This is a genomic window from Micromonospora sp. NPDC004540, from assembly GCF_040610095.1.
In the GTDB taxonomy this organism is placed as follows: Bacteria; Actinomycetota; Actinomycetes; order Mycobacteriales; family Micromonosporaceae; genus Micromonospora.
Genome location: NZ_JBEXLR010000047.1, coordinates 28900 through 47696, shown reverse-complemented (window position 1 = coordinate 47696; position 18797 = coordinate 28900). Strand labels below are relative to the sequence as shown.

22 protein-coding genes are annotated in these 18797 nt (G+C 73.7%); 14 read left to right on the top strand and 8 right to left on the bottom strand.

Translation table 11 applies throughout. The annotated features are described in order from the left end of the window. Positions 1-170: 170 nt before the first annotated feature. Positions 171-824, bottom strand: a complete 654-nt coding sequence (locus tag ABZV78_RS17535; protein WP_355639699.1) for an NAD(P)-binding domain-containing protein — start codon at positions 822-824, stop codon at positions 171-173. Between the two features lie 174 nt (positions 825-998). Between ABZV78_RS17535 and ABZV78_RS17530 the strand changes: the two genes are divergently transcribed. Continuing rightward, entirely contained in the window at positions 999-1571 is a 573-nt protein-coding gene (locus ABZV78_RS17530; protein ID WP_355639697.1) for a TetR/AcrR family transcriptional regulator, read from the top strand. Positions 1572-1596: 25 nt separating this feature from the next. Here ABZV78_RS17530 and ABZV78_RS17525 read toward each other — a convergent pair whose 3' ends face one another. Then, a complete protein-coding gene (locus tag ABZV78_RS17525) occupies positions 1597-2271 on the bottom strand; it encodes a response regulator (RefSeq protein ID WP_355639695.1) in 675 nt (224 codons plus the stop codon). Then, a complete protein-coding gene (locus ABZV78_RS17520; protein WP_355639694.1) occupies positions 2268-3914 on the bottom strand; it encodes an ATP-binding protein in 1647 nt (548 codons plus the stop codon). Before ABZV78_RS17520 ends, ABZV78_RS17525 begins: the two co-directional genes overlap by 4 nt. 99 nt (positions 3915-4013) lie before the next feature. On the opposite strand from ABZV78_RS17520, the gene ABZV78_RS17515 reads away from it, so the two are divergent. From ABZV78_RS17515 to rraA, 6 genes are read left to right on the top strand one after another with little or no spacing between them, the layout of a single operon-like run. Continuing rightward, complete coding sequence (locus ABZV78_RS17515) at positions 4014-5021, top strand: tripartite tricarboxylate transporter substrate binding protein (RefSeq protein ID WP_355639692.1); 1008 nt, start codon at positions 4014-4016, stop codon at positions 5019-5021. A 5-nt stretch (positions 5022-5026) separates the two neighbouring features. After that, positions 5027-5698: a tripartite tricarboxylate transporter TctB family protein gene (locus ABZV78_RS17510; protein WP_355639690.1), complete on the top strand. Its 672-nt coding sequence runs from the start codon at positions 5027-5029 to the stop codon at positions 5696-5698. After that, the gene (locus ABZV78_RS17505) at positions 5699-7201 is read left to right on the top strand and encodes a tripartite tricarboxylate transporter permease (RefSeq protein WP_355639688.1); all 1503 of its coding nucleotides are present in this window, start codon (positions 5699-5701) and stop codon (positions 7199-7201) included. Beyond that, positions 7198-7590: a universal stress protein gene (locus ABZV78_RS17500; protein WP_355639686.1), complete on the top strand. Its 393-nt coding sequence runs from the start codon at positions 7198-7200 to the stop codon at positions 7588-7590. Before ABZV78_RS17505 ends, ABZV78_RS17500 begins: the two co-directional genes overlap by 4 nt. Next, entirely contained in the window at positions 7591-8784 is a 1194-nt protein-coding gene (locus ABZV78_RS17495) for an MFS transporter (protein ID WP_355639684.1), read from the top strand. Between the two features lie 17 nt (positions 8785-8801). Next, positions 8802-9287, top strand: a complete 486-nt coding sequence (rraA, locus tag ABZV78_RS17490; protein ID WP_355639682.1) for a ribonuclease E activity regulator RraA — start codon at positions 8802-8804, stop codon at positions 9285-9287. Here rraA and ABZV78_RS17485 read toward each other — a convergent pair. Then, positions 9284-10093, bottom strand: a complete 810-nt coding sequence (locus ABZV78_RS17485; RefSeq protein WP_355639680.1) for a hypothetical protein — start codon at positions 10091-10093, stop codon at positions 9284-9286. The genes rraA and ABZV78_RS17485 overlap by 4 nt on opposite strands. Before the next feature lie 74 nt (positions 10094-10167). On the opposite strand from ABZV78_RS17485, the gene ABZV78_RS17480 reads away from it, so the two are divergent. Both ABZV78_RS17480 and ABZV78_RS17475 read left to right on the top strand, forming a co-directional pair. After that, positions 10168-11112 carry a Ppx/GppA phosphatase family protein gene (locus ABZV78_RS17480; RefSeq protein WP_355639678.1) on the top strand — a complete coding sequence of 315 codons (945 nt, stop codon included), beginning with the start codon at positions 10168-10170 and terminating at the stop codon, positions 11110-11112. Positions 11113-11188: 76 nt separating this feature from the next. Further along, a complete protein-coding gene (locus ABZV78_RS17475; RefSeq protein ID WP_355639676.1) occupies positions 11189-11995 on the top strand; it encodes a sugar phosphate isomerase/epimerase in 807 nt (268 codons plus the stop codon). Here ABZV78_RS17475 and ABZV78_RS17470 read toward each other — a convergent pair. From ABZV78_RS17470 to ABZV78_RS17460, 3 genes are read right to left on the bottom strand one after another with little or no spacing between them, the layout of a single operon-like run. Beyond that, positions 11992-12567, bottom strand: coding sequence for a CGNR zinc finger domain-containing protein (locus tag ABZV78_RS17470; RefSeq protein ID WP_355639674.1), 576 nt, complete (start codon positions 12565-12567; stop codon positions 11992-11994). The two genes, ABZV78_RS17475 and ABZV78_RS17470, sit on opposite strands and share 4 nt — an antisense overlap. A gap of 19 nt (positions 12568-12586) precedes the next feature. Continuing rightward, positions 12587-13753, bottom strand: a complete 1167-nt coding sequence (locus ABZV78_RS17465; RefSeq protein ID WP_355639672.1) for a glutathionylspermidine synthase family protein — start codon at positions 13751-13753, stop codon at positions 12587-12589. 1 nt (position 13754) lies between these two features. Continuing rightward, positions 13755-14027 carry a hypothetical protein gene (locus ABZV78_RS17460; RefSeq protein WP_355639670.1) on the bottom strand — a complete coding sequence of 91 codons (273 nt, stop codon included), beginning with the start codon at positions 14025-14027 and terminating at the stop codon, positions 13755-13757. Between the two features lie 118 nt (positions 14028-14145). On the opposite strand from ABZV78_RS17460, the gene ABZV78_RS17455 reads away from it, so the two are divergent. Continuing rightward, positions 14146-15066: a proline dehydrogenase family protein gene (locus tag ABZV78_RS17455; protein ID WP_355639668.1), complete on the top strand. Its 921-nt coding sequence runs from the start codon at positions 14146-14148 to the stop codon at positions 15064-15066. 1 nt (position 15067) lies between these two features. Here the strand turns inward: ABZV78_RS17455 and ABZV78_RS17450 are convergent, their stop codons facing one another. Continuing rightward, positions 15068-15472, bottom strand: a complete 405-nt coding sequence (locus ABZV78_RS17450) for a VOC family protein (protein ID WP_355639666.1) — start codon at positions 15470-15472, stop codon at positions 15068-15070. Between the two features lie 77 nt (positions 15473-15549). Here ABZV78_RS17450 and ABZV78_RS17445 point away from each other — a divergent pair, with 77 nt between their 5' ends. The 4 genes from ABZV78_RS17445 to ABZV78_RS17430 all read left to right on the top strand — a co-directional run bounded on the left by ABZV78_RS17445 (position 15550) and on the right by ABZV78_RS17430 (position 18768). Further along, entirely contained in the window at positions 15550-16344 is a 795-nt protein-coding gene (locus ABZV78_RS17445) for an alpha/beta hydrolase (RefSeq protein ID WP_355639664.1), read from the top strand. Beyond that, on the top strand, positions 16337-16906 hold the full coding sequence (locus tag ABZV78_RS17440) for a TetR-like C-terminal domain-containing protein (RefSeq protein WP_355639662.1): 570 nt from the start codon (positions 16337-16339) through the stop codon (positions 16904-16906). The genes ABZV78_RS17445 and ABZV78_RS17440 overlap by 8 nt, the downstream gene beginning before the upstream one ends. Next, positions 16903-17238, top strand: coding sequence for a YrdB family protein (locus ABZV78_RS17435; protein WP_355639660.1), 336 nt, complete (start codon positions 16903-16905; stop codon positions 17236-17238). Before ABZV78_RS17440 ends, ABZV78_RS17435 begins: the two co-directional genes overlap by 4 nt. 201 nt (positions 17239-17439) lie before the next feature. Continuing rightward, positions 17440-18768: a hypothetical protein gene (locus ABZV78_RS17430; RefSeq protein ID WP_355639659.1), complete on the top strand. Its 1329-nt coding sequence runs from the start codon at positions 17440-17442 to the stop codon at positions 18766-18768. Positions 18769-18797: the final 29 nt, after the last annotated feature.

Here is an 18797-nt window from a genome sequence, read left to right as displayed (position 1 = left end):
CAGGACATGCCGCTGACCGAGGCCGCGCAGACCGTGCAGGTCTCGGCCTACCCGGACGCCTACGCCCAGTGGGAGCAGCAGGCCGCCGACATCGTTGCCCACAACTGGAACAGCTGAGCCAAGAACCGCTGGCCGGCACCCCGCAACATGGGGTGCCGGCCAGCGGCGTCTCAGCGGACGATCTTGAAGTTGAAGGTGGCGGTGCCGAGATGGCCGTAGAGCCGCAGCCAGACGGGTAGCAGCATCTCTGTGCCGCGGGCGGTGGTGATGTCGCCCAAGTCGATCACGTCGGTGTGACCGAAGCTGGTCAGCAGCTCGGTGACCAGCTTCTTGGCGTCCGCGTCATCGCCGGAGACGAAGACGCTGTGGTCGCCGTCGGCGAGCCGCCGGGGGTACGCCATCAGATCGGCGGTGAGCGTGTTGAGCGCCTTCACCACCCGGGTGCGCGGGAACGCCCGCTGGATCCGCTCGCCGAGCGAGTCGTCGTTGAGCACCGACAGGGTGGGCGGGAAGCCCTTGCCGAAGTCGAGTGGGTTGGCGATGTCGAGCAGGATCTTGCCGGCCAGGTTCTCGTCGCCCGCTGCGGTGAGCGCGGGAAGTGAGCCGTCGCCGCTGGTGGCGTTGACGACCAGCTCGGCCTCGGCGGTGGCCTCGGCGTAGCCGGCAAGGCCGACCTGCGGGTGGGACGCGGCCCAGTCGGCCCAGTCACCGGCCCGGGTGGCCGCCGCGTCGCGGGTGCCGACGACGACCTCGTGCCCCAGCTCCGCCGCCCGGGCGGCGATCGTCCGGCCGACCATGCCGGTGCCCAGTACTGCGATGCGCATGTCGTTTCCGTCCTCCCGTGTTCGCGCGGCGCCGATGCACCACGCTCGATTCGGTCAGGCTAACAGACAGGTCTGTCTACTGCGCCAGCTCGAACTCAGGTGAGCGCCATCACGCGCTGTCGGAAGGGTGGACGGACCAGTCTGTAGACTCTGCTGGTCACCGAGGGAGGACTGATGACGCGTACGCCCGCCGGGTCCGCCCGGGAGCGCATCCTGGACACGGCGTTCCGGCTCTTCTACGCGCACGGGCCGCGCGGGGTCGGCGTGGACACCGTGATCGCCGAGTCGGGGGTCGCCAAGGCCACGCTCTACAAGCACTTCCCGAGCAAGGACGACCTCGTGCTGGCCTACCTGGACAAGGTCGATCAGGCGTGGTTCGGGGCGCTCCGGGCCGCCGCCCGGGACGCCGGCGACAATCCCCGGGAGCAGCTCGTCGGCATGTTCGACGCGCTGGTCGGGGCCTGCCGCCGGGAGGGGTACCACGGGTGCGCCTTCATCAACACCGCCGCCGAGTCACCCACCGGCAGCCCAGTGCACGCCCGCACGGTCGAGCACAAGAACGTGGTCCGGGCCTGGGTGACCGACCTGGCCCGGAGGGCCGGGGCGGCCGAGCCCGAGCTGCTGGCCCGTCAGCTCACCCTGCTGCTCGACGGCGGGCTGGCCGGCGGGGTGCTCGACGGGGACCCGGCGCTCGCCGAGGCCGCCAAGCGTTCCGCCCGGGCCCTGGTCGACGCCGCGCTCGGCTGAGCCCGCTGCCCCCACAGCTACGCCGTCAGGCCAGCCAGGTGTAGCGGCGCTCGGGGCGGCCGGCGGCGCCGTACTTCAGGGTGACCTCGGCCCGCCCCGTCCCGGAGAAGTGCTCCAGGTAGCGGCGCGCGCTCACCCGGGAGATGCCGACCCGGTCGGCGCACTCGCTGGCCGAGAGCGTCCCCGCGTGCTCGCGCAGGGCGCGCTCGACCAGCTCGGCGGTTTCCGGGCTGAGGCCCCGGGGCAGGGTCGCGGTGGCGGCCGGCGAGCCGCTGCGCGACAACACCCGGTCGACGTCGGCCTGGTCGGCGACGACCGTCGCGCGGAGCGCGGTACGGCGGGCGGCGTACTGCTCCAGCCGGGTGCGCAGCTCGTCGAAGCCGAACGGCTTGAGCAGGTAGTTGACCGCGCCGTAGCGGACCGCCCGGCGGACGGCCTCGGCCTCCCGGGCGGCGCTGATCACGAGCACGTCGCAGTCGTGCCGGGCGGCCCGGATCCGGGTCACCACGTCGAGGCCGAACATGTCGGGCAGGTAGAGGTCGAGCAGGACCAGGTCGGGGCGGAGCCGGTCGACCGCGGCCACCGCCTCCTCGCCGGTGCTGGCGGTGCCGACCACCCGGAAGCCGTCGATCCGCTCGACGAAGCCGCGGTGGATCCGGGCCACCATGAAGTCGTCGTCGACGACGAGTACGTCGATCATCGCGCCCCCTCCGGCACGCCGCCCGGCACCGACATCCGGGCGGTGAACATGGCGCCCTCGTCGGTGTTGGTCACCGCGACCTCGCCGCCGCGGCGGTGGCAGACCAGCCGGGTGAGCGCCAGTCCGATGCCGCGCTCGCCGGTCTCGGCCGCCTTGGTGGTGAAGCCGTGGGTGAACACCTCCTGTGCCAGCTCCGGCGCCACCCCGGGGCCGGAGTCGCGGACCACGATCTCCACCGAGGCGGCGTCCTGGCGCAGCTCGGCCTCGACCCAGGCGGGGCGGCCGGACGAGTGGCCGGCCACCGCCTCGATCGCGTTGTCCAGCAGGTTGCCGAGCACGGTGGCCACGTCCGCGGCGAGCTCCGGCGGCAGCCGGTCCAGCCCGGTCCGTTCGGAGATCCGCAGCTCCACCCGGCGCTCGGCGGCCACTGCCGACTTCGCCATGAGCAGCGCCGCGACCGCCGTGTCGTGGATCCGGCTGGTCACCGTGAGGTCGAGCGAGGCGCGGTGCCGGCTGAGCGCGTCGACGTAGCGGACCACCTCGTCGTGCTCGCCGATCTGGATCAGCCCGGAGATGGTGTGCAACTGGTTGGCGAACTCGTGGGTCTGCGCCCGGAGCAGCTCGGTGGTGCTGCGGAACCCGCCGATCTCCTGCTCCAGGCGGGCCAGCTCGGTCCGGTCCCGCAGGGTGGTGACGGAGCCGAGCGGGCGGCCGTCCTTGCGGACCGTCATGCGGTTCATCACGAGCACCCGGCCGCCCCGGACCACCACCTGGTCCCGGGCCTCCGGTCCGCTGCCCGCGCCGGCCAGCACGTCCCGCAGCCGGCCGTTGATCCGCAGCTCGGCGAGGCTGCGGCCGAGGCTGTGTTCGGGCAGGTCGAGTAACCGCCGGCCGACCGCGTTGACCAGGGTGATCCGGTGCTGCGGGTCCAGCGCGATCACCCCCTCGGCGATGCCGTGCAGCAGCGCCTCCCGGTGCTCGGCCAGCCCGGCGATCTCGCGGGGCTCCAGGCCGAGGGTCTGCCGTTTGATCCGACGGGCCAGCAGCCACGACCCGACCACCCCGAGGCCGCAGGCGATGCCCAGGTAGGTGAGCAGGTACGACGACGCACCGACGAGCCGCTCCGACCAGGTCGGGGAGGCCTCGCCGACCACCACCACGCCGAGGTACCGGCCGAGGTTCTTCTTCGTCTTCGGGTCGTCGCCCAGCACCGGCACCTGGGCCACCAGTTCCCGCGACCCGTCGATCTCCAGCTCGCCGAACCAGCTCCGGCCCTCCGCCACCTCGGGGTCGCCGAGCCGCACCCGGCTGCCCACCAGCGTCGGGTTCGTCGAGGCGACCACCCGACCCCGGGCGTTCGCGACGGTCACCGACGTGACGCCGTACTGGTCGGGGATGGTCTGCACCAGCGGGGCGATCGCCTCGCCGGGTGCGGGCTGGTCGAGCTGGTCGCGGAGCAGGGGGCTGCCGCCGAGCCGTTCGCCCAGGGCGGCGACGCGGCGCCCCTCGACCCGGTCGAAGGTCGCCGCCGACTGCGCCAGCGAGACAGCGGCCACCGCCACCAGCACCACGACGATGATCGCCAGCTGGAGGACGAGCAACTGCCCGGCGAGCGTACGGCGCCGGGACGTGACCGCGACCACAAAGACCTCAACTTCCGCTGGTGACACAACGCAGACAAGCTGCCCGGGTGGAGGCCACCATCTTGCCGCTGGACTCATTCGAAACGGAAGAGAAACAAGATGGCAACTAGGAGAAACGTGCTGGTCATGGGGGTCGCCGCCGCCACGGCGCTGGCCCTGGCTGCCTGTGGCGCCACCGCCGACAAGAACGAGGGCGGCTCCAGCAACGACGGCAAGCCGGTCAGCGGACTGCGGATCATGGTGCCGAACACCCCCGGTGGCGGATACGACACCACCGCGCGGACCGCCGCGAAGGTGATGGAGGACGCCAAGATCGCCACCGGCGTGCAGGTCTTCAACCTGCCCGGCGCGGGCGGCACGGTCGGCCTCCAGCGGACCGTGAACGAGAAGGGCAACGGCAAGCTGGCCATGCAGATGGGCCTGGGCGTGGTCGGTGCCTCGTACACCTCCAAGTCGGCGGCGACGCTCACCCAGACCACCCCGCTGGCCAAGATGATCGAGGAGGCCGGCGCCATCGTGGTGCCGAAGGACTCCCCGTACAAGACCATCAACGACCTGGTCGCGGCGTGGAAGGCCAACCCGAAGGGGATCGCGGTCGGCGGCGGCTCGTCGCCCGGCGGCCCGGACCACCTGCTGCCCATGCAGCTCGCGAAGACCGTCGGCATCGACCCCAAGCAGGTCAACTTCGTCTCGTACGACGGCGGCGGCGAGCTGCTGCCGGCCGTGCTCGGCGGCAAGGTGGCCTTCGGCGCCAGCGGCTTCGGCGAGTTCCTCGACCAGGTCGAGGCCGGCCAGATCCGGGTCCTCGCGGTGACCAGCGAGGCCCCGATCGAGGCGCTCAAGGACGTGCCGACGCTCAAGGCCTCCGGCATCGACCTGGTCTTCACCAACTGGCGGGGCATCGTCGCGCCGCCCGGCATCAGCGACGCCGACAAGAAGGTCTGGATCGACGTGCTGACCAAGATGCACGACTCGGACGAGTGGAAGGCCGAGCTGAAGAAGCGCGGCTGGACCGACGCCTTCGTCACCGGCGACGAGTTCGGCACCTTCCTCACCGAGCAGGACAAGGCCGTGGCCGACGTGCTCAAGCAGCTCGGGTTGGCATGAGCGGCATGACGACGCGACCGGACCGGGGCGGCGACCCGCCGCCCCGGCCCCCGGCCGTACCGGCCATCCCGGCGCAGCCGGTCCCGGAGGCCGCCGCGGCCGGACCGCCCCCCGCCCCGGCGACGGCGCCGGCAGCGGAGGAGCCACCGGCCGCCGACCCGGCGGTGGACGCCGTGGCGGAGCCGGCCCCGCGGCCCGACCGGGCGCAGTACGGCGTGGTGGCGTTTCTCGCCCTGGTCGGCGGGCTGGTCATCTTCGACGCGACGACCCGGATCGGGAGCGCGATCAACACGGCCGACCCCATCGGCCCGAAGCCGGTGCCGATCCTGCTCGGCGTGCTGCTGCTCGTCATCGCGGTGATCTACGCGGTGGACGTGGCCCGCGGCGGCGCCGGCGAGCCGGAGGCCGGCGAGGACGTCGACCTGAGCCTTCCGATCGACTGGCGCACCGTGCTGCTGCTGGTCGGCGCGTTCCTGGTCAACGCCGTGCTCATCGACCGGCTCGGCTGGGTGATCAGCGGGACGATCCTCTTCTGGGGTTCGGCCTACGCGCTGGGCAACCGGCACTACGTGCGCAACCTGCTGATCGCCGTCGCGCTGTCGTTGATCACGTTCTACACCTTCGCCATCGGGCTGGGTGTCGACCTGCCCGCCGGCGTGCTGCAAGGGATCCTGTAGATGGACAACTTCGCCAACCTGCTCGACGGGTTCGCCCACGTGCTGACCCCGATGAACCTGCTGTTCGCGCTGATCGGGGTGACCATCGGCACCGCCGTCGGCGTGCTGCCCGGCATCGGCCCGGCCATGACCGTGGCGCTGCTCCTGCCGGTCACCTACGGGATGGAGCCGGCCCAGGCCTTCATCATGTTCGCCGGCATCTTCTACGGCGGCATGTACGGCGGTTCGACCACCTCGATCCTGCTGAACACCCCCGGCGAGTCCTCGTCGGTGGTGACCGCGATCGAGGGCAACAAGATGGCGAAGGCGGGCCGGGCGGCCCAGGCACTGGCCACCGCCGCGATCGGCTCGTTCGTCGCCGGCACCATCGCCACCGTGCTGCTGGTGGTGGTCACCCCGCCGGTGGTGCAGTTCGCGATCAGCCTCGGCGCACCCGACTACTTCGCGCTGATGCTGCTGGCGTTCGTGTCCGTCACCGCGGTGCTCGGCGCGTCCCGGGTACGCGGCTTCGCCTCGCTGCTGCTCGGCCTGGTGATCGGTGTGATCGGCATTGACCAGTCCGGCCAGCAGCGGCTCACCTTCGGGCTGCCGCAGCTCGCCGACGGCATCGACGTGGTCGTGGTGGCGGTCGGCATCTTCGCCGTGGGCGAGGCGCTCTGGATCGCCGCGCACCTGCGCCGCAAGTCCGGCGAGGTGATCCCGGTGGGCCAGCCGTGGATGGGGAAGCAGGACTGGAAGCGGTCCTGGAAGCCGTGGCTGCGCGGCACGGCGTTCGGGTTCCCGTTCGGCGCGGTGCCGGCGGGCGGGGCGGAGATCCCCACCTTCCTGTCGTACGTCACCGAGAAGAAGTTGACGAAGCACCCGGAGGAGTTCGGCCGGGGGGCGATCGAGGGCGTCGCCGGGCCGGAGGCCGCGAACAACGCTTCGGCCGCCGGCACCCTGGTGCCGATGCTGGCGATCGGCCTGCCGACCAACGCCACCGCCGCGGTGATGCTGGCCGCCTTCGAGGGGTACGGCATCCAGCCCGGACCGCTGCTCTTCACGCGGGAGTCCAGCCTGGTCTGGACGCTGATCGCCAGCCTCTTCGTGGGCAACCTGCTGCTGCTGGTGCTCAACCTGCCGCTCGCCCCGGCCTGGGCGCGGCTGCTGCGGATCCCGCGCCCCTACCTCTACGCCGGGATCCTCTTCTTCGCCTCGATGGGCGCGTACGCGGTCAACGCACAGCCGTTCGACCTGTACCTCCTGCTCGCCCTCGGCCTGCTCGGCTTCGGCATGCGCCGCTTCGGGCTGCCGATCCTGCCGCTGATCGTCGGCATCATCCTCGGCCCGCGCGCCGAGCTGCAGGGCCGGCGCGCGTTGCAGCTCTCCGGCGGCGAACTGCACGGGCTGCTCGGCGGCTGGGTGTCCTGGCTGATCTACGCCACGATCGCCGTGGTGCTCCTCTGGCCGCTGATCGGCCGGTTCGTGGTCCGTCCGCTGCGCGGAAGGTTGGTGACGGCATGACGGTGCTGGTGGGGTACGTCCCCTCGCCGCTGGGCGAGGCGGCCCTGCGGGCCGCGATCGAGCAGGCCCGGTTCCGCGACGAGCCGGTGCTGGTGGTGAACACCTCGCGCGGCGACGCGTACGCCGACCCGCGGCTCGCCCCGGAGCCGGACCTGGACCGGGTGGTCCGCGAGCTGGTCGCCGCCGGGGTGCCGCACAACGTCCGGCAGCTCATGCGGGGGCGGGACGCGGTGGAGGAGATCGCCGAGATCGCCGAGACGGAGGACGTGTCGCTGGTCGTGATCGGCATCCGGCACCGCACCCCGGTCGGCAAGCTGATCATGGGCTCGACCGCGCAGGAGATCCTCCTCCGGGTGGCCTGCCCGGTGCTCGCCGTGAAGGCCGACTGAGTGGCGCCCGGGGACTCCGCGGTCCCCGGGCGCGCCCAGACCGGCCTGCTGCTCACGCACACCGTCGCCGTGCAGGCGGTCACCTTCATGCTCCGGCCGGCGTCCGCGTACCGGGCGTTGGAGCTGGACGTGCCGGGGGCCTGGCTGGGCGTGCTCGGGGCCAGCTTCGCCGTCGTACCTCTGGTGCTGGCCGTGCCCTCCGGGCACGCCGTGGACCGGCTCGGCGAGCGCCGCATCGCGCTCGCCGGGTCGGCCCTGCTGGTCGCCGCCGGCCTCGGCTTCGTGCTGCTCGCCGGCTCGGTGGTCGGCCTGGTCCTGGCCAGCATGGCGCTCGGCACCGCGCACCTCTGCGCGGTGGTCGCCCAGCAGGCGCTGGTCGCCAACCGCACGCCGGCCGACCGGTACGACGCCGCGTTCGGCTACTACACCTTCGCCGCCTCGCTGGGGCAGGCGCTCGGCCCCGGCCTGATCGTGCTCTTCGGCGGGGACCGCACGATCCCCGACACCCGGGCCATCTTCCTCGGCGCCGCGGTGGTGGCGCTGCCGCTGCTGGTCGTCGCGCTGTTCCTGCGCCCGTCGGGACACCACCGGCAGGCCGCCGACGCTGCCGGCGCCGGTGGGCTGCGCGACCTGCTCCGCCAGCCCGGCCTGGTCCGCGCCCTCACGGTGAGCTGCGTCGTCCTGGCGGCGGTCGACATCACCCTGGTCTACCTGCCCGCGCTCGGCGCGGAACGCGGCATCGCCGCCGGTTCGATCGGCATCCTGCTCGGGGTCCGGGCGGTCGCCTCGATGGCGTCCCGGTTGCTGCTCGGCCGGCTGGTGGCGGCCCTCGGCCGGCGGGTCGTGCTGGTCGGCACCGTGGCGCTCTCCGCCGTCGGGCTGGCCCTGCTGCTGCCCCCGCTGCCGTTCGCGGTCCTGCTGGTCGTGGTCGCGGTCGCCGGGCTCGGGCTGGGCGCGGGCCAGCCGCTGACCATGTCGTTCCTGGCCGAGGTGGCCCCGCCCGGGCTGCGCGGCCGGGCGATGTCGCTGCGGCTCACCGGCAACCGGCTCGGCCAGGTGCTCATCCCCAGCGCGGCCGGCGCGCTCGCGGCCGGCACCGGCGCGGCCGGCGTCCTCGCCTGCACCGCGGCCGGCCTGGCCGGCGCGGCCGCCGCCGCCACCCGCCTGCACCGCCCCGCGGATCCGAATCCCTGAGTGAGAGAAGGACGACCATGGAGACCCCCACCACCGCCGACCTCTACGACCGGCACGGCGACGCCCTCGGCTCGTGCGACACCCAGCTGCGCCAGTTCGGCGGGGTCCGGGACTTCGCCGGCCCGGCCGTCACGGTGCGCTGCTTCCAGGACAACGCCCTGGTCAAGTCGATCGTGGCCGAACCGGGGGAGGGCCGGGTGCTGGTGGTGGACGGCGGCGGCTCGCTGCACACCGCCCTGATGGGTGACCTCATCGCCGGCACGGCGGCGGAGAACGGCTGGGCCGGCGTGGTGATCAACGGCGCGGTCCGCGACGTCGTCGCCCTCGGTGCTTTGCCGATCGGCATCAAGGCGCTCGGCACGAACCCGCGCAAGAGCGCCAAGACCGGCGCCGGCGAGCGGGACGTGCCGGTGTCGTTCGGCAACTGCGTCTTCGCGCCCGGAGCGGAGGTGCACAGCGACGACGACGGCGTCGTCGTGCTGCCGGTCGCCGGGCGGGACTAGCCCTCGGTGGCCGGGTGCGGGGCGACCTGGCCCTGGCGGAGCCGGGCCGCGCAGAGCTCGGCCAGCTTCGCGTATGCCGGGGCACCGATCAGCGCGGTCAGCTCCGGGCCGTAGGAGATGTACATCGGCTCGGCGCCGACGTGCGCGTCGGTGGAGGAGGTGCACCACCAGTCCAGGTCGTGACCGCCCGCGCCCCAGCCGCGCCGGTCGAACTCGGTGAGCGTGGAGATCAGCACCTTGGTGTTGTCCGGCCGCTTGTGCCAGTCCTGGTCGCGGCGGATCGGCAGCTGCCAGCAGACGTCCGGCTTGTATTCCAGCGGGTGCACGCCGTCGCGCAGTGCCTGGGCGTGCAGCGCGCAGCCGCCCCCGCCGGGGAAGTCCGCGTCGTTGAGGAAGACGCAGGGCGCGTCGACGGCGCGGGTGGCCGTCCGCCGGGCCGGGTTCTTCCCGTCGATGGTGTCGTTCTCGGTCCAGTTCTTGAAGCCCCGGCGGAAGTGCTGCCAGGTCTCCGGGGTGAGCCGCCTGACCGCCGCCCGGACCCGCTTCTCGTCGTCGCCGTCGGTGAAGAACGCCCCGTGCGAGCAGCAGCCGTCCGCGGCGCGGCCGGCCACGATGCCGTGGCAGCCCCGGCCGAAGATGCACGTCCAGCGCGACAGCAGCCAGGTGAGGTCGGCCCGCACGACGTGCTTCGCGTCGGCCGGGTCGACGAACTCGATCCACTCCCGGGGGAAGTCCAGCCCGACCTCGCGGCTGCGCGGGTCGTCGGGGTCGTCCACCAGCACGTGAAGCTCGGTCTGCCCTGTCACCCGGACCAGCGTACGCGGGGTGACCCCGCCCGGCCGGCGAGCCGACGAAACGTGTTGGCCCTAGTGTCGTCACCATGCGACTGGGTGTCCTCGACGTCGGTTCCAACACGGTGCACCTGCTGGTGGTCGACGCCCACCACGGCGCCCACCCGTGGCCGGCGCACTCGGAGAAGGTGGTCCTCCGGCTGGCCGAGCAGATCGGCCCGGACGGCGCGCTCACCGACGCGGGCGCGGACGGGCTGGTCAAGGCCGTCGGCATGGCCCGGGCGGCGGCGGACGGGCTGGAGGCCGACGACCTGCTGGCCTTCGCCACCAGCGCGGTCCGCGACGCCACGAACGCCGGCGAGGTGCTGGCCCGGGTCCGCGACGAGTCCGGCGTACGCCTGGAGGTGCTCTCCGGCGCGGACGAGGCGCGGATGACCTTCCTGGCGGTGCGGCGCTGGTTCGGCTGGTCCGCCGGCCGGCTGCTCGTCATGGACATCGGGGGCGGCTCGCTGGAGCTGGCCGCCGGCATCGACGAGGGCCCGGACGTGGCGGTCTCGCTGCCACTGGGCGCGGGGCGGTTGAGCCGGGAGCGGCTGGAGGTCGACCCGTCCGGCACCGTGCCGCCGTCGCACGAGGCCGTCGAGGAGCTGCGGGAGTACGTCGACGCCCAGCTCGACCCGGTGGTCGAGCAGCTCACCGAGGTGGGCTGGGAGCGCCCGGTGGCCACCTCGAAGACGTTCCGGATGCTCGCCCGGCTGGCCGGCGCGGCGCCCTCCGGCGCGGGGCTCTGGGCCCGGCGCAGCCTGACCCGCACCGGGCTGCGGCAGGTGCTCGGGTTCATCCGGCACATCCCGCCGGCCCAGCTGCCCGAGCTGGAGGGGGTCAGCGCGCAGCGGGCCCACCAGCTCCTCACCGGGGCGGTGGTGGCGGAGGCGGTGATGCGCCGGCTCGACGTGGACTGCCTGGACATCTGTCCCTGGGCACTGCGCGAAGGGGTCATCCTGCGCCGCCTGGATCAGCTCACGCCGATGTGATCCCGGTCGGCTGTTTCAGGTGGTTTGCGGGTGCTCGTCCCGATGCTCGGTGGCGGGTACGGCTACCCTGAGGGGTGTGACTTCCCGCGTTCCGGTGCTCCTGTCCACGTCCTCGGTCTTCCCTGAGCGGACGGCGGCGGCGTTCCAGCTGGCCTCGACGCTCGGATACGACGGCGTCGAGGTGATGGTCTGGACCGACCCGGTCAGCCAGGACCCGGGCGCGCTGCGCGGCCTGGCCGACCACTACGGCGTCCCGGTCCTCTCGGTGCACGCGCCCTGCCTGCTGGTCACCCAGCGGGTGTGGAGCCCCGACCCGTGGGAGCGGCTGCGCAGGGCCGCCGAGCTGGCCGAGACGCTGGAGGCGCCCACCGTCGTGGTGCACCCGCCGTTCACCTGGCAGCGCGACTACGCCCGCAACTTCGCCGACGGGCTCGACAAGATCGCCGGCCGCTTCGGCGGGCTGCGCTTCGCCGTGGAGAACATGTACCCGGTGCGGATGGCCGGCCGGCAGTTCGTGCCGTACGTGCCGGGCTGGGATCCGACCGACACCGGCTACGCCGCCTACACGCTGGACCTCTCGCACTGCGCCGCCTCGCACACCGACGCGCTGGCCATGGCCGACCGGATGGGGTCCGGCCTGGCCCACGTGCACCTGGGCGACGGCACTGGCGAGGGGCGCGACGAGCACCTGGTGCCCGGGCGTGGCGGCCAGCCCTGCGCCGAGCTGCTGCGCTCGCTGGCCGGCCGGGGCTTCACCGGCTCGGTGGCGGTCGAGGTGACCACCCGGGGCGCGAAGAGCCGCGCCGTCCGCGAGGCGGACCTGCGCGAGTCGCTCGAGTTCGCCCGGGCCAACCTGACGGCCCCCTCCCCGGTCGACGCCTAGCTGACCGGGGCGAGCGGTTCGGGCTGCGCCGGCACGGTCACCTGCTCGCCGACGGCGGCCCGCTTGCGCGCCCGGTGCGCGGCCACGTGCGAGCGGGTGGCGCAGCGCTCCGAGCAGAACCGCCGGCAGCAGTTCGACGAGGTGTCCAGGTAGACGTTGCCGCAGCGCTCGTCGGCGCAGACCCCGAACCGGGCGCTGCCGTATTCGCAGAGCCAGACCGACAGGCCCCAGACCGCGCCGGCCAGGTATTCGGAGCTGACCGAGGCGCCCCGGCTGGTCACGTGCATGTGCCAGTCGGAGGAGTCGTGGCCGGAGATGCGCGGCTGCACGGGGAACGCCTCCAGCAGCGCGTTCAGCTCCGTCACCGCCTCGGCGTCCCGGCCCGAGGTGCCGTACTCGAAGACGTCGCGCAGGCGCTTCTGCGCCCGCCGGAAGATCGCCAGGTCCCGGTCGGCGACCTCGTCGCGCATCCACGCGTTGTCGTCGGGGAAGATGGCCCGCAGGTCGTCGAGGTCGTCCAGACGGGCGTTGACGAGATCAACGCCGGTCCGGGCGTACGCGTCGAAGTTCACGACACCAACGGTAGACGACTCACGGGGTGCGCGGCGCGTCGATGTAGTGGGGCAGGAACCGCGCGTAACCGTCCGTGATGAGGCTCTCGCTCTCCCGTAGGCCCGCGCCGGCCGACTCGCCGTCCACGACCCAGCTCCCCAGCACCATCCGGCTGCCCGCGAACTCGGGCAACGCGCGGAACTCCTGGAAACAGAAGCCCTCGTCGCCGTAGATCCCCGGGTTCGTGAACTCGGTGCCCGCGGTGACGATGCGTACCGAGCCGCCCTCCCGGCCGAGCAGCGGCTTCGCCACGTACTCGGTCATCCCGCGCGGCGAGTCCAGGTATGCGGGCAGCAGGTACTCGTGGCCCGGGTAGAGCTCCCAGAGCACCGCCAGCAGCGCCTTGTTCGACAGCAGCAGCTTCCAGGCCGGCTCGATCCAGGTGGTCGGGGTGCCCGGCTCCAGCGCCGGCGGCCCGTACGGCTCGGCGAGCATCCACTCCCAGGGGTAGAGCTTGAAGCAGGTGGTGACCGGCCGGTCCTCGGCGTCGACGAAGCGCCGCCCGTCCCAGCCGACCCGCTGGATCGGCAGGAGGGTGACGTCCAGCCCCGCCTGCCGGGCGGTCTCGGCCAGGTAGCCGGCGGTGATCTGGTCCTCGCCCGACTCCTCCTCGGCGGACCACACCACGTGCACCCGCGGGTCGTGCAGGCCGGCGCCGATCTTGGCCCAGGCGCCGACCAGCCGCTCGTGCAGGCTGTTCCACTGGTCCGCGTCCGGTCGGGTGTGCTCCAGCCAGTACCACTGCACGATGCTGGCCTCGACCAGCGCGGTCGGGGTGTCGGCGTTGTACTCCAGCAGCTTCGGCGGCCAGGTGCCGTCGTACCAGAGGTCGAAGCGGCCGTAGAGGGTCGGCGGGGCCTCCCGCAGCGACCGGGCGACCGCCTCGGCGGCCCACCGCGGGATGCCGAACTCGGCGTACCGGTTGCGGGCCACGACGTGCTCGGCGGCGGCCACCGACATCCGGTGCAGCTCCTCCGTCGCCTCCTCCAGCCGGAGCACCTCGTCCAGCTCGAAGGCGTACGCGGCGGTCTCGTCCCAGTACGACATGATCCCGCCGTCGGGCAGTTCGGTGTCGACGTACACCAGGCCCTGCGCGCGGACGGTGGCGTCCCAGTCGGGGCGTGGGGTGCTGGCCTCGCGCCGCACCTCAGCCTCCGCAGGAAGCGAGGTGGGTGCCGAAGCCGCCGCGCTCGGGCAGCGCCGCGGCGACGGGAGCCGGAACGTCCCGGGCAGCGGCCGGGGCGGGGAGCCGCAGGGCCACGGCGACGGTGTCGCCGCCCCCGCCGGCCGGGCCGAGCGCGCAGTCATCATCGTCGTCGTCGTAGCCGTTGTTGCAGCCGGAGAGGGCCAGGGCCAGCGCGGTCAGGGCGCCGAGCTGCACGGTGGCCGACCGGAGCCGGCGTCGGGGGCGTCGTTCCACGTGATCGTTGTAGCGGATCCCCGCCAGCCGGGCCGCCCCGCGGTCCCCGCCGGAACGCTGCGTGACGTTGGCCGCCGCCCCCCGGCGCGGGCCCACCGCCGGGCGTTACGCTCGGCTCATGCTCCGTTCCGTCATCCTCGCCGCCTCCCGGTCATCCCAGGTCGAGCGGCTCGTCGCGACGGCCCCGTTCACGCGGGACGTCGTCCGCCGGTTCGTCGCCGGCGCCGGCACCGACGACGCGCTGCGCGCGACCCGCGCACTCGTCGCCGACGGCCAAGCGGTCACCCTCGACCACCTCGGCGAGGACACCGTCACCCCGGAGCAGGCGAACGCCACCCGGGACGAATACCTCAAGCTGCTGCGCCTGCTGGGCGCCGCCGGGCTCACCCCGGCCGCCGAGGTCAGCGTCAAGCTCTCCGCGCTCGGGCAGATGTTCGACGAGCAGCTCGCGTACGACAACGCGCGGGCGATCTGCGCGGCGGCCGATGCGGCGGGCACCACGGTCACCCTGGACATGGAGGACCACACCACCACCGACTCGACGCTGGACATCCTGGCCAAGCTGCGCAAGGACTACCCGTCGACCGGCGCGGTGCTCCAGGCGTACCTGCGGCGGACCGAGTCGGACTGCCGCGAGCTGTCCGGCGCCGGCTCCCGGGTGCGGCTCTGCAAGGGCGCGTACAAGGAGCCCGAGTCGGTGGCGTACCAGTCCACCACCGAGGTGGACAAGTCGTACGTGCGCTGCATGAACGTGCTCATGTCCGGGGACGGCTACCCGATGCTGGCCACCCACGACCCGCGCCTGATCGCCATCGGCGAGGACCGGGCCCGCTGGTTCGACCGCGGCCCGGAGCGGTTCGAGTTCCAGATGCTGTTCGGCATCCGCCCCGAGGAGCAGAAGCGCCTCGTCGGCGACGGCTACACCGTGCGCACCTACGTCCCCTACGGCGACCAGTGGTACGGCTACCTGATGCGCCGGCTGGCCGAGCGCCCGGCCAACCTGATGTTCTTCGGCCGCGCGCTGATGTCGAAGAAGTGAGTCAGGCGTTCGACCAGGTCCGGGTGCAGAGCACCAGCCGGTAGCCGTCCGGATCGGCGAACGTCATCCCCCAACGGTCCCAGTACGGGCCGGCGGAGACCCTGGTCCCGCCGGCCCGTTCCAGTCGGTCGGCCAGTTCGTCGTCGACCGGCCCGTCGAGGTAGAGCACGAACAGGTCCTCCTCGGTGGGGCGCGGCGCGACGGCCGGCTGCCCGCCGCCGACCAGTTCCAGGTGCCAACCCGCGCCGGGCCAGCCGACCATCACCAGGTCGTGCTCGCCGGGCCCGTCGGCGGCGCCCCGGTAGAGCACGTCCAGACCCAGGCCGTCGGCCCAGAACCGTTCGGCGGCGGCCAGGTCGCGGCTGGGGCGGGCGAGGCGTACGTGGGTGTCTGCGGAGAGCGGCATGTGCAAGATCCTCCGACCTCCACTCGACTTGAGGTCAACCCTTGACCGCGAAAGCTAATTGGGTTAGCTTTATGGCTATGACGATTAGCCAGGTGGCGCGGGACGGCGGAACCATCGCGTACGAGGTGCACGGGGAGGGGCCGCTCGTGGTCCTCTCGCACGGCATGGGGGAGAACCGGGCGAGCTTCCGCCACCTGGTGCCCCGGCTGGTCGCGGCGGGCTACCGGGTCGCCTCGGTCGACGTCCGCGGGCACGGCGACTCCAGCCCACGCTGGCCCGGCTACGCCCCGGCCGAGGTCGGCGGCGACCTGCTCGCCGTGGTCCGGGCGCTCGGCGGCGGCCCGGCCACCCTGGTCGGCAGCTCGTCCAGCGCCGCCGCCGTGGTCTTCGCCGCCGCCGACGCCCCCGCGCTGGTCAACGGCATCGTCCAGGTCGGTCCGTTCGTCGCCCCGCCCAGGCCGAACCCGGTGCTGCGGGCGGCCCAGGCGCTCGTGCTGCGCAGCCCGCGACTGTTCGGCATGTTCCACCGCACCCTCTTCCCGTGCGGGCGGCCGGCCGACGACGCCGCGTACCGGAAGGAGATGGTCGCCAAGCTGCGCGGCCGGATGGCCGCGGTGCGCGGCGTGGTCGCACCGGTCGACCCGCACTGGAGCGAGCGGGCCCGGGAGGTGCGGCAGCCGGTGCTGGTGCTGATGGGCACGAAGGACCCGGACTTCCCGGACCCGGGCGCCGAGGCCCGGGCCGCCCGCCGGCTCTTCGCCACCGCCGAGGCCCGCATGATCGCCGACTCCGGCCACTACCCGCACGCCGACCAGCCCGATGCGACCGCCGCCGACCTGGTCGAGTTCCTGGCGGTGACCTCCGGTGCCTAGGGCCGGCCTGACCCCGCAGACCGTGGTCCGGGAGGCGGCCGTGCTCGCCGACGAGGTCGGCCACGACCGGCTCACCCTGGCCGCGCTCGCCGCCCGGCTCGGTGTCGCGCTGCCCAGCCTCTACAAGCACGTCAGGGGAGTGGACGCGCTGCACCAGAAGCTGGCCGTGCTGGCCACCGCGGAGGTCGCCACCGAGCTGACCACCGCCGTCGCAGGCCGGGCCGGCGGCGACGCGCTGCGGGCCGCCGCCACCGCCTTCCGGGAGTACGCCCGCCGGCACCCCGGCCGCTACCCGGCCACCCAGCGGGCGCCGGACCCCCACGACCCCGAGCACCTGGCCGCCGCCGAGCGGGCCGTCGGCGCGATCTACGCGATCCTGCGCGGATACGACCTCGACGGCGACGCCGCGGTCGACGCCACCAGGATGTTCCGGGCCGCCGTGCACGGGTTCATCACCCTCGAGGCGGCCGGCGGGTTCGGGCTGCCCCGGGACATCGACCGTTCCTTCGACGAGATGGTGGCCGCGCTGGACACCGCGTACCGCAACTGGAGGTCTCGGTGAAGGCCGCCCTGCTCACGCTCATCTTCCTGCTGGAGCTGGCCCTGCTCGCGGCCGCCGGCTGGTGGGGTCTCACCCTCGACGCCGGCTGGCCGGTCCGGCTGCTCGCCGGCCTCGGCGCACCGCTGGCAATCGCCGTGGTCTGGGGGCTGTTCTGCTCGCCCCGGGCCACCGTGGCGCTGCCCGCGCCGGCCAAGCTGGGCGTGCAGGCCGCCTGCTTCGTCACCGGCGGCGTACTGCTCGCCCTGGCCGGGCGGCCGGTTCCGGGCGCGGTGCTGGTCGCCCTCTGGGCGCTCGACAAGACCCTCCTGACCCTCTCCGGCGAAAAGATCTGACCCCGCCACCCAAGACATTCCTGGATCTTGGACGAATTCGGCCCCAATGGGGGCCGCTTCGTACCAAGATCTCGGCCGGGCGGGGTGAGTCGTCTGCGACATCAGGTTTGTCGGCGGCGAAACAGGGACCGCGGCGGGCTCGGGTCGGGCGGCGCACGGGGGACTCTTTCCGGATCGCCCGATTGGTCGTACCCTTCGCCGGTGACCGACGGTGACGAGCGGCCCGCCGGCGCGGCGGCGAGCGGCGACGAGCAGCCGGCCGCCGCCCCGCCGGCTCCGGCCCGGCGGCGGCGCTGGCGGCTCTGGGCCGTGGTCAGGCTGGTCCTCGTGCTGGTGGCGTGCGGCGTGCCCGGCGTACTCCTGGTGGGGCTGGTGCGCGACGCGGCCGGACGGCCGGCGGCGGGCCGGGACGACCGGGGCACGGCGGCCGAGCGGCAGCTGCGCGAGCGGATGGCGGCCCAGCTCGACCGGCAGGCCGCCGCGCTGCTCAACGGTGACCGGGCCGGCTTCCTCGCCGTCGCCGAGCCCGCCGCCCGACCCGCGCTCACCCGGCGGTACGCCGCGCTGCGCGCGCTCCGGGTCAGCGCGTGGCGACCGGCGGCGGACGGGGTGCCGGCGGCGGTGGACCGGCGGCCAGGGGAATGGCGGCTGACGGTCACGGTCGGCTACTGCTTCGTGGTGCCCGGCTGCACGCCGAGCAGCGTCGAGCTGGGCACCCGGTGGCGGGTGGCGGGCGACGCGGAACCCCGGCTGACCGCGGTCGAGGAGTCCCGGGCGACGCCGGCCGGCGCGCGGCCCTGGGAGGTCAGCGACCTGGCCGTGGCGGTCGGGAAGCGGGCGGTCGTCGCCACCACGCCGGCGCTGCGGGGCAAGCTGACCGGCCTGCTCGCCCAGGCCGAGGCCGCCGCCAGGGTGGCTGACCTGTACGCGGTGGACGGCTCCCCGCCGGACCGCTACCTGGTCTACTACGCGGGCCGCGCCGAGTGGCAGCGCTGGTACGGCGGCGGCCGGCCGAAGTGGACCGCCGGGTACGCGGTCGGCGTGGGCGGCGGGCACCACGACGTCGTGCTCAACGCGCAGAGTTTGACCCCGACCGGCGTCGACGACCTGCTCCGGCACGAGCTGACCCACGCCGCGTCGCTGCCCGACCGGGGCTACGCGGACCGGTCGAGCTGGTGGCTGGTGGAGGGGCTGGCCGAGTACGCGGGCTCCGACGGCCAGCCGGTGGCCCGCTACGAGGGCCTGGCCGAGGTGCGCAGGCTCGTCCGGGGCGGGTGGAACGGCCGGCTCGACGCGCTGGCCCCGGCCGACGACGCGGCCGACGACCGGGTCGGCGGCGCCTACGGCATCGGCTACCTGGCCGTGCGCCACCTGGTCGACCGGTTCGGGGAGCAGCGGGTGCTGGACTTCTTCCGGGTCGTGGTGCACGAGCGCCGGTCGATGGCCGAGGCCGCCGACGAGGTGTTCGGCGAGCCCTGGTCGGGGCTGCACGACGACTGCGTCGCCTACCTCCGTGCGGTCGCCGGCTGAGGCGTCGACGCTGGTCGACGGGTCGTAGC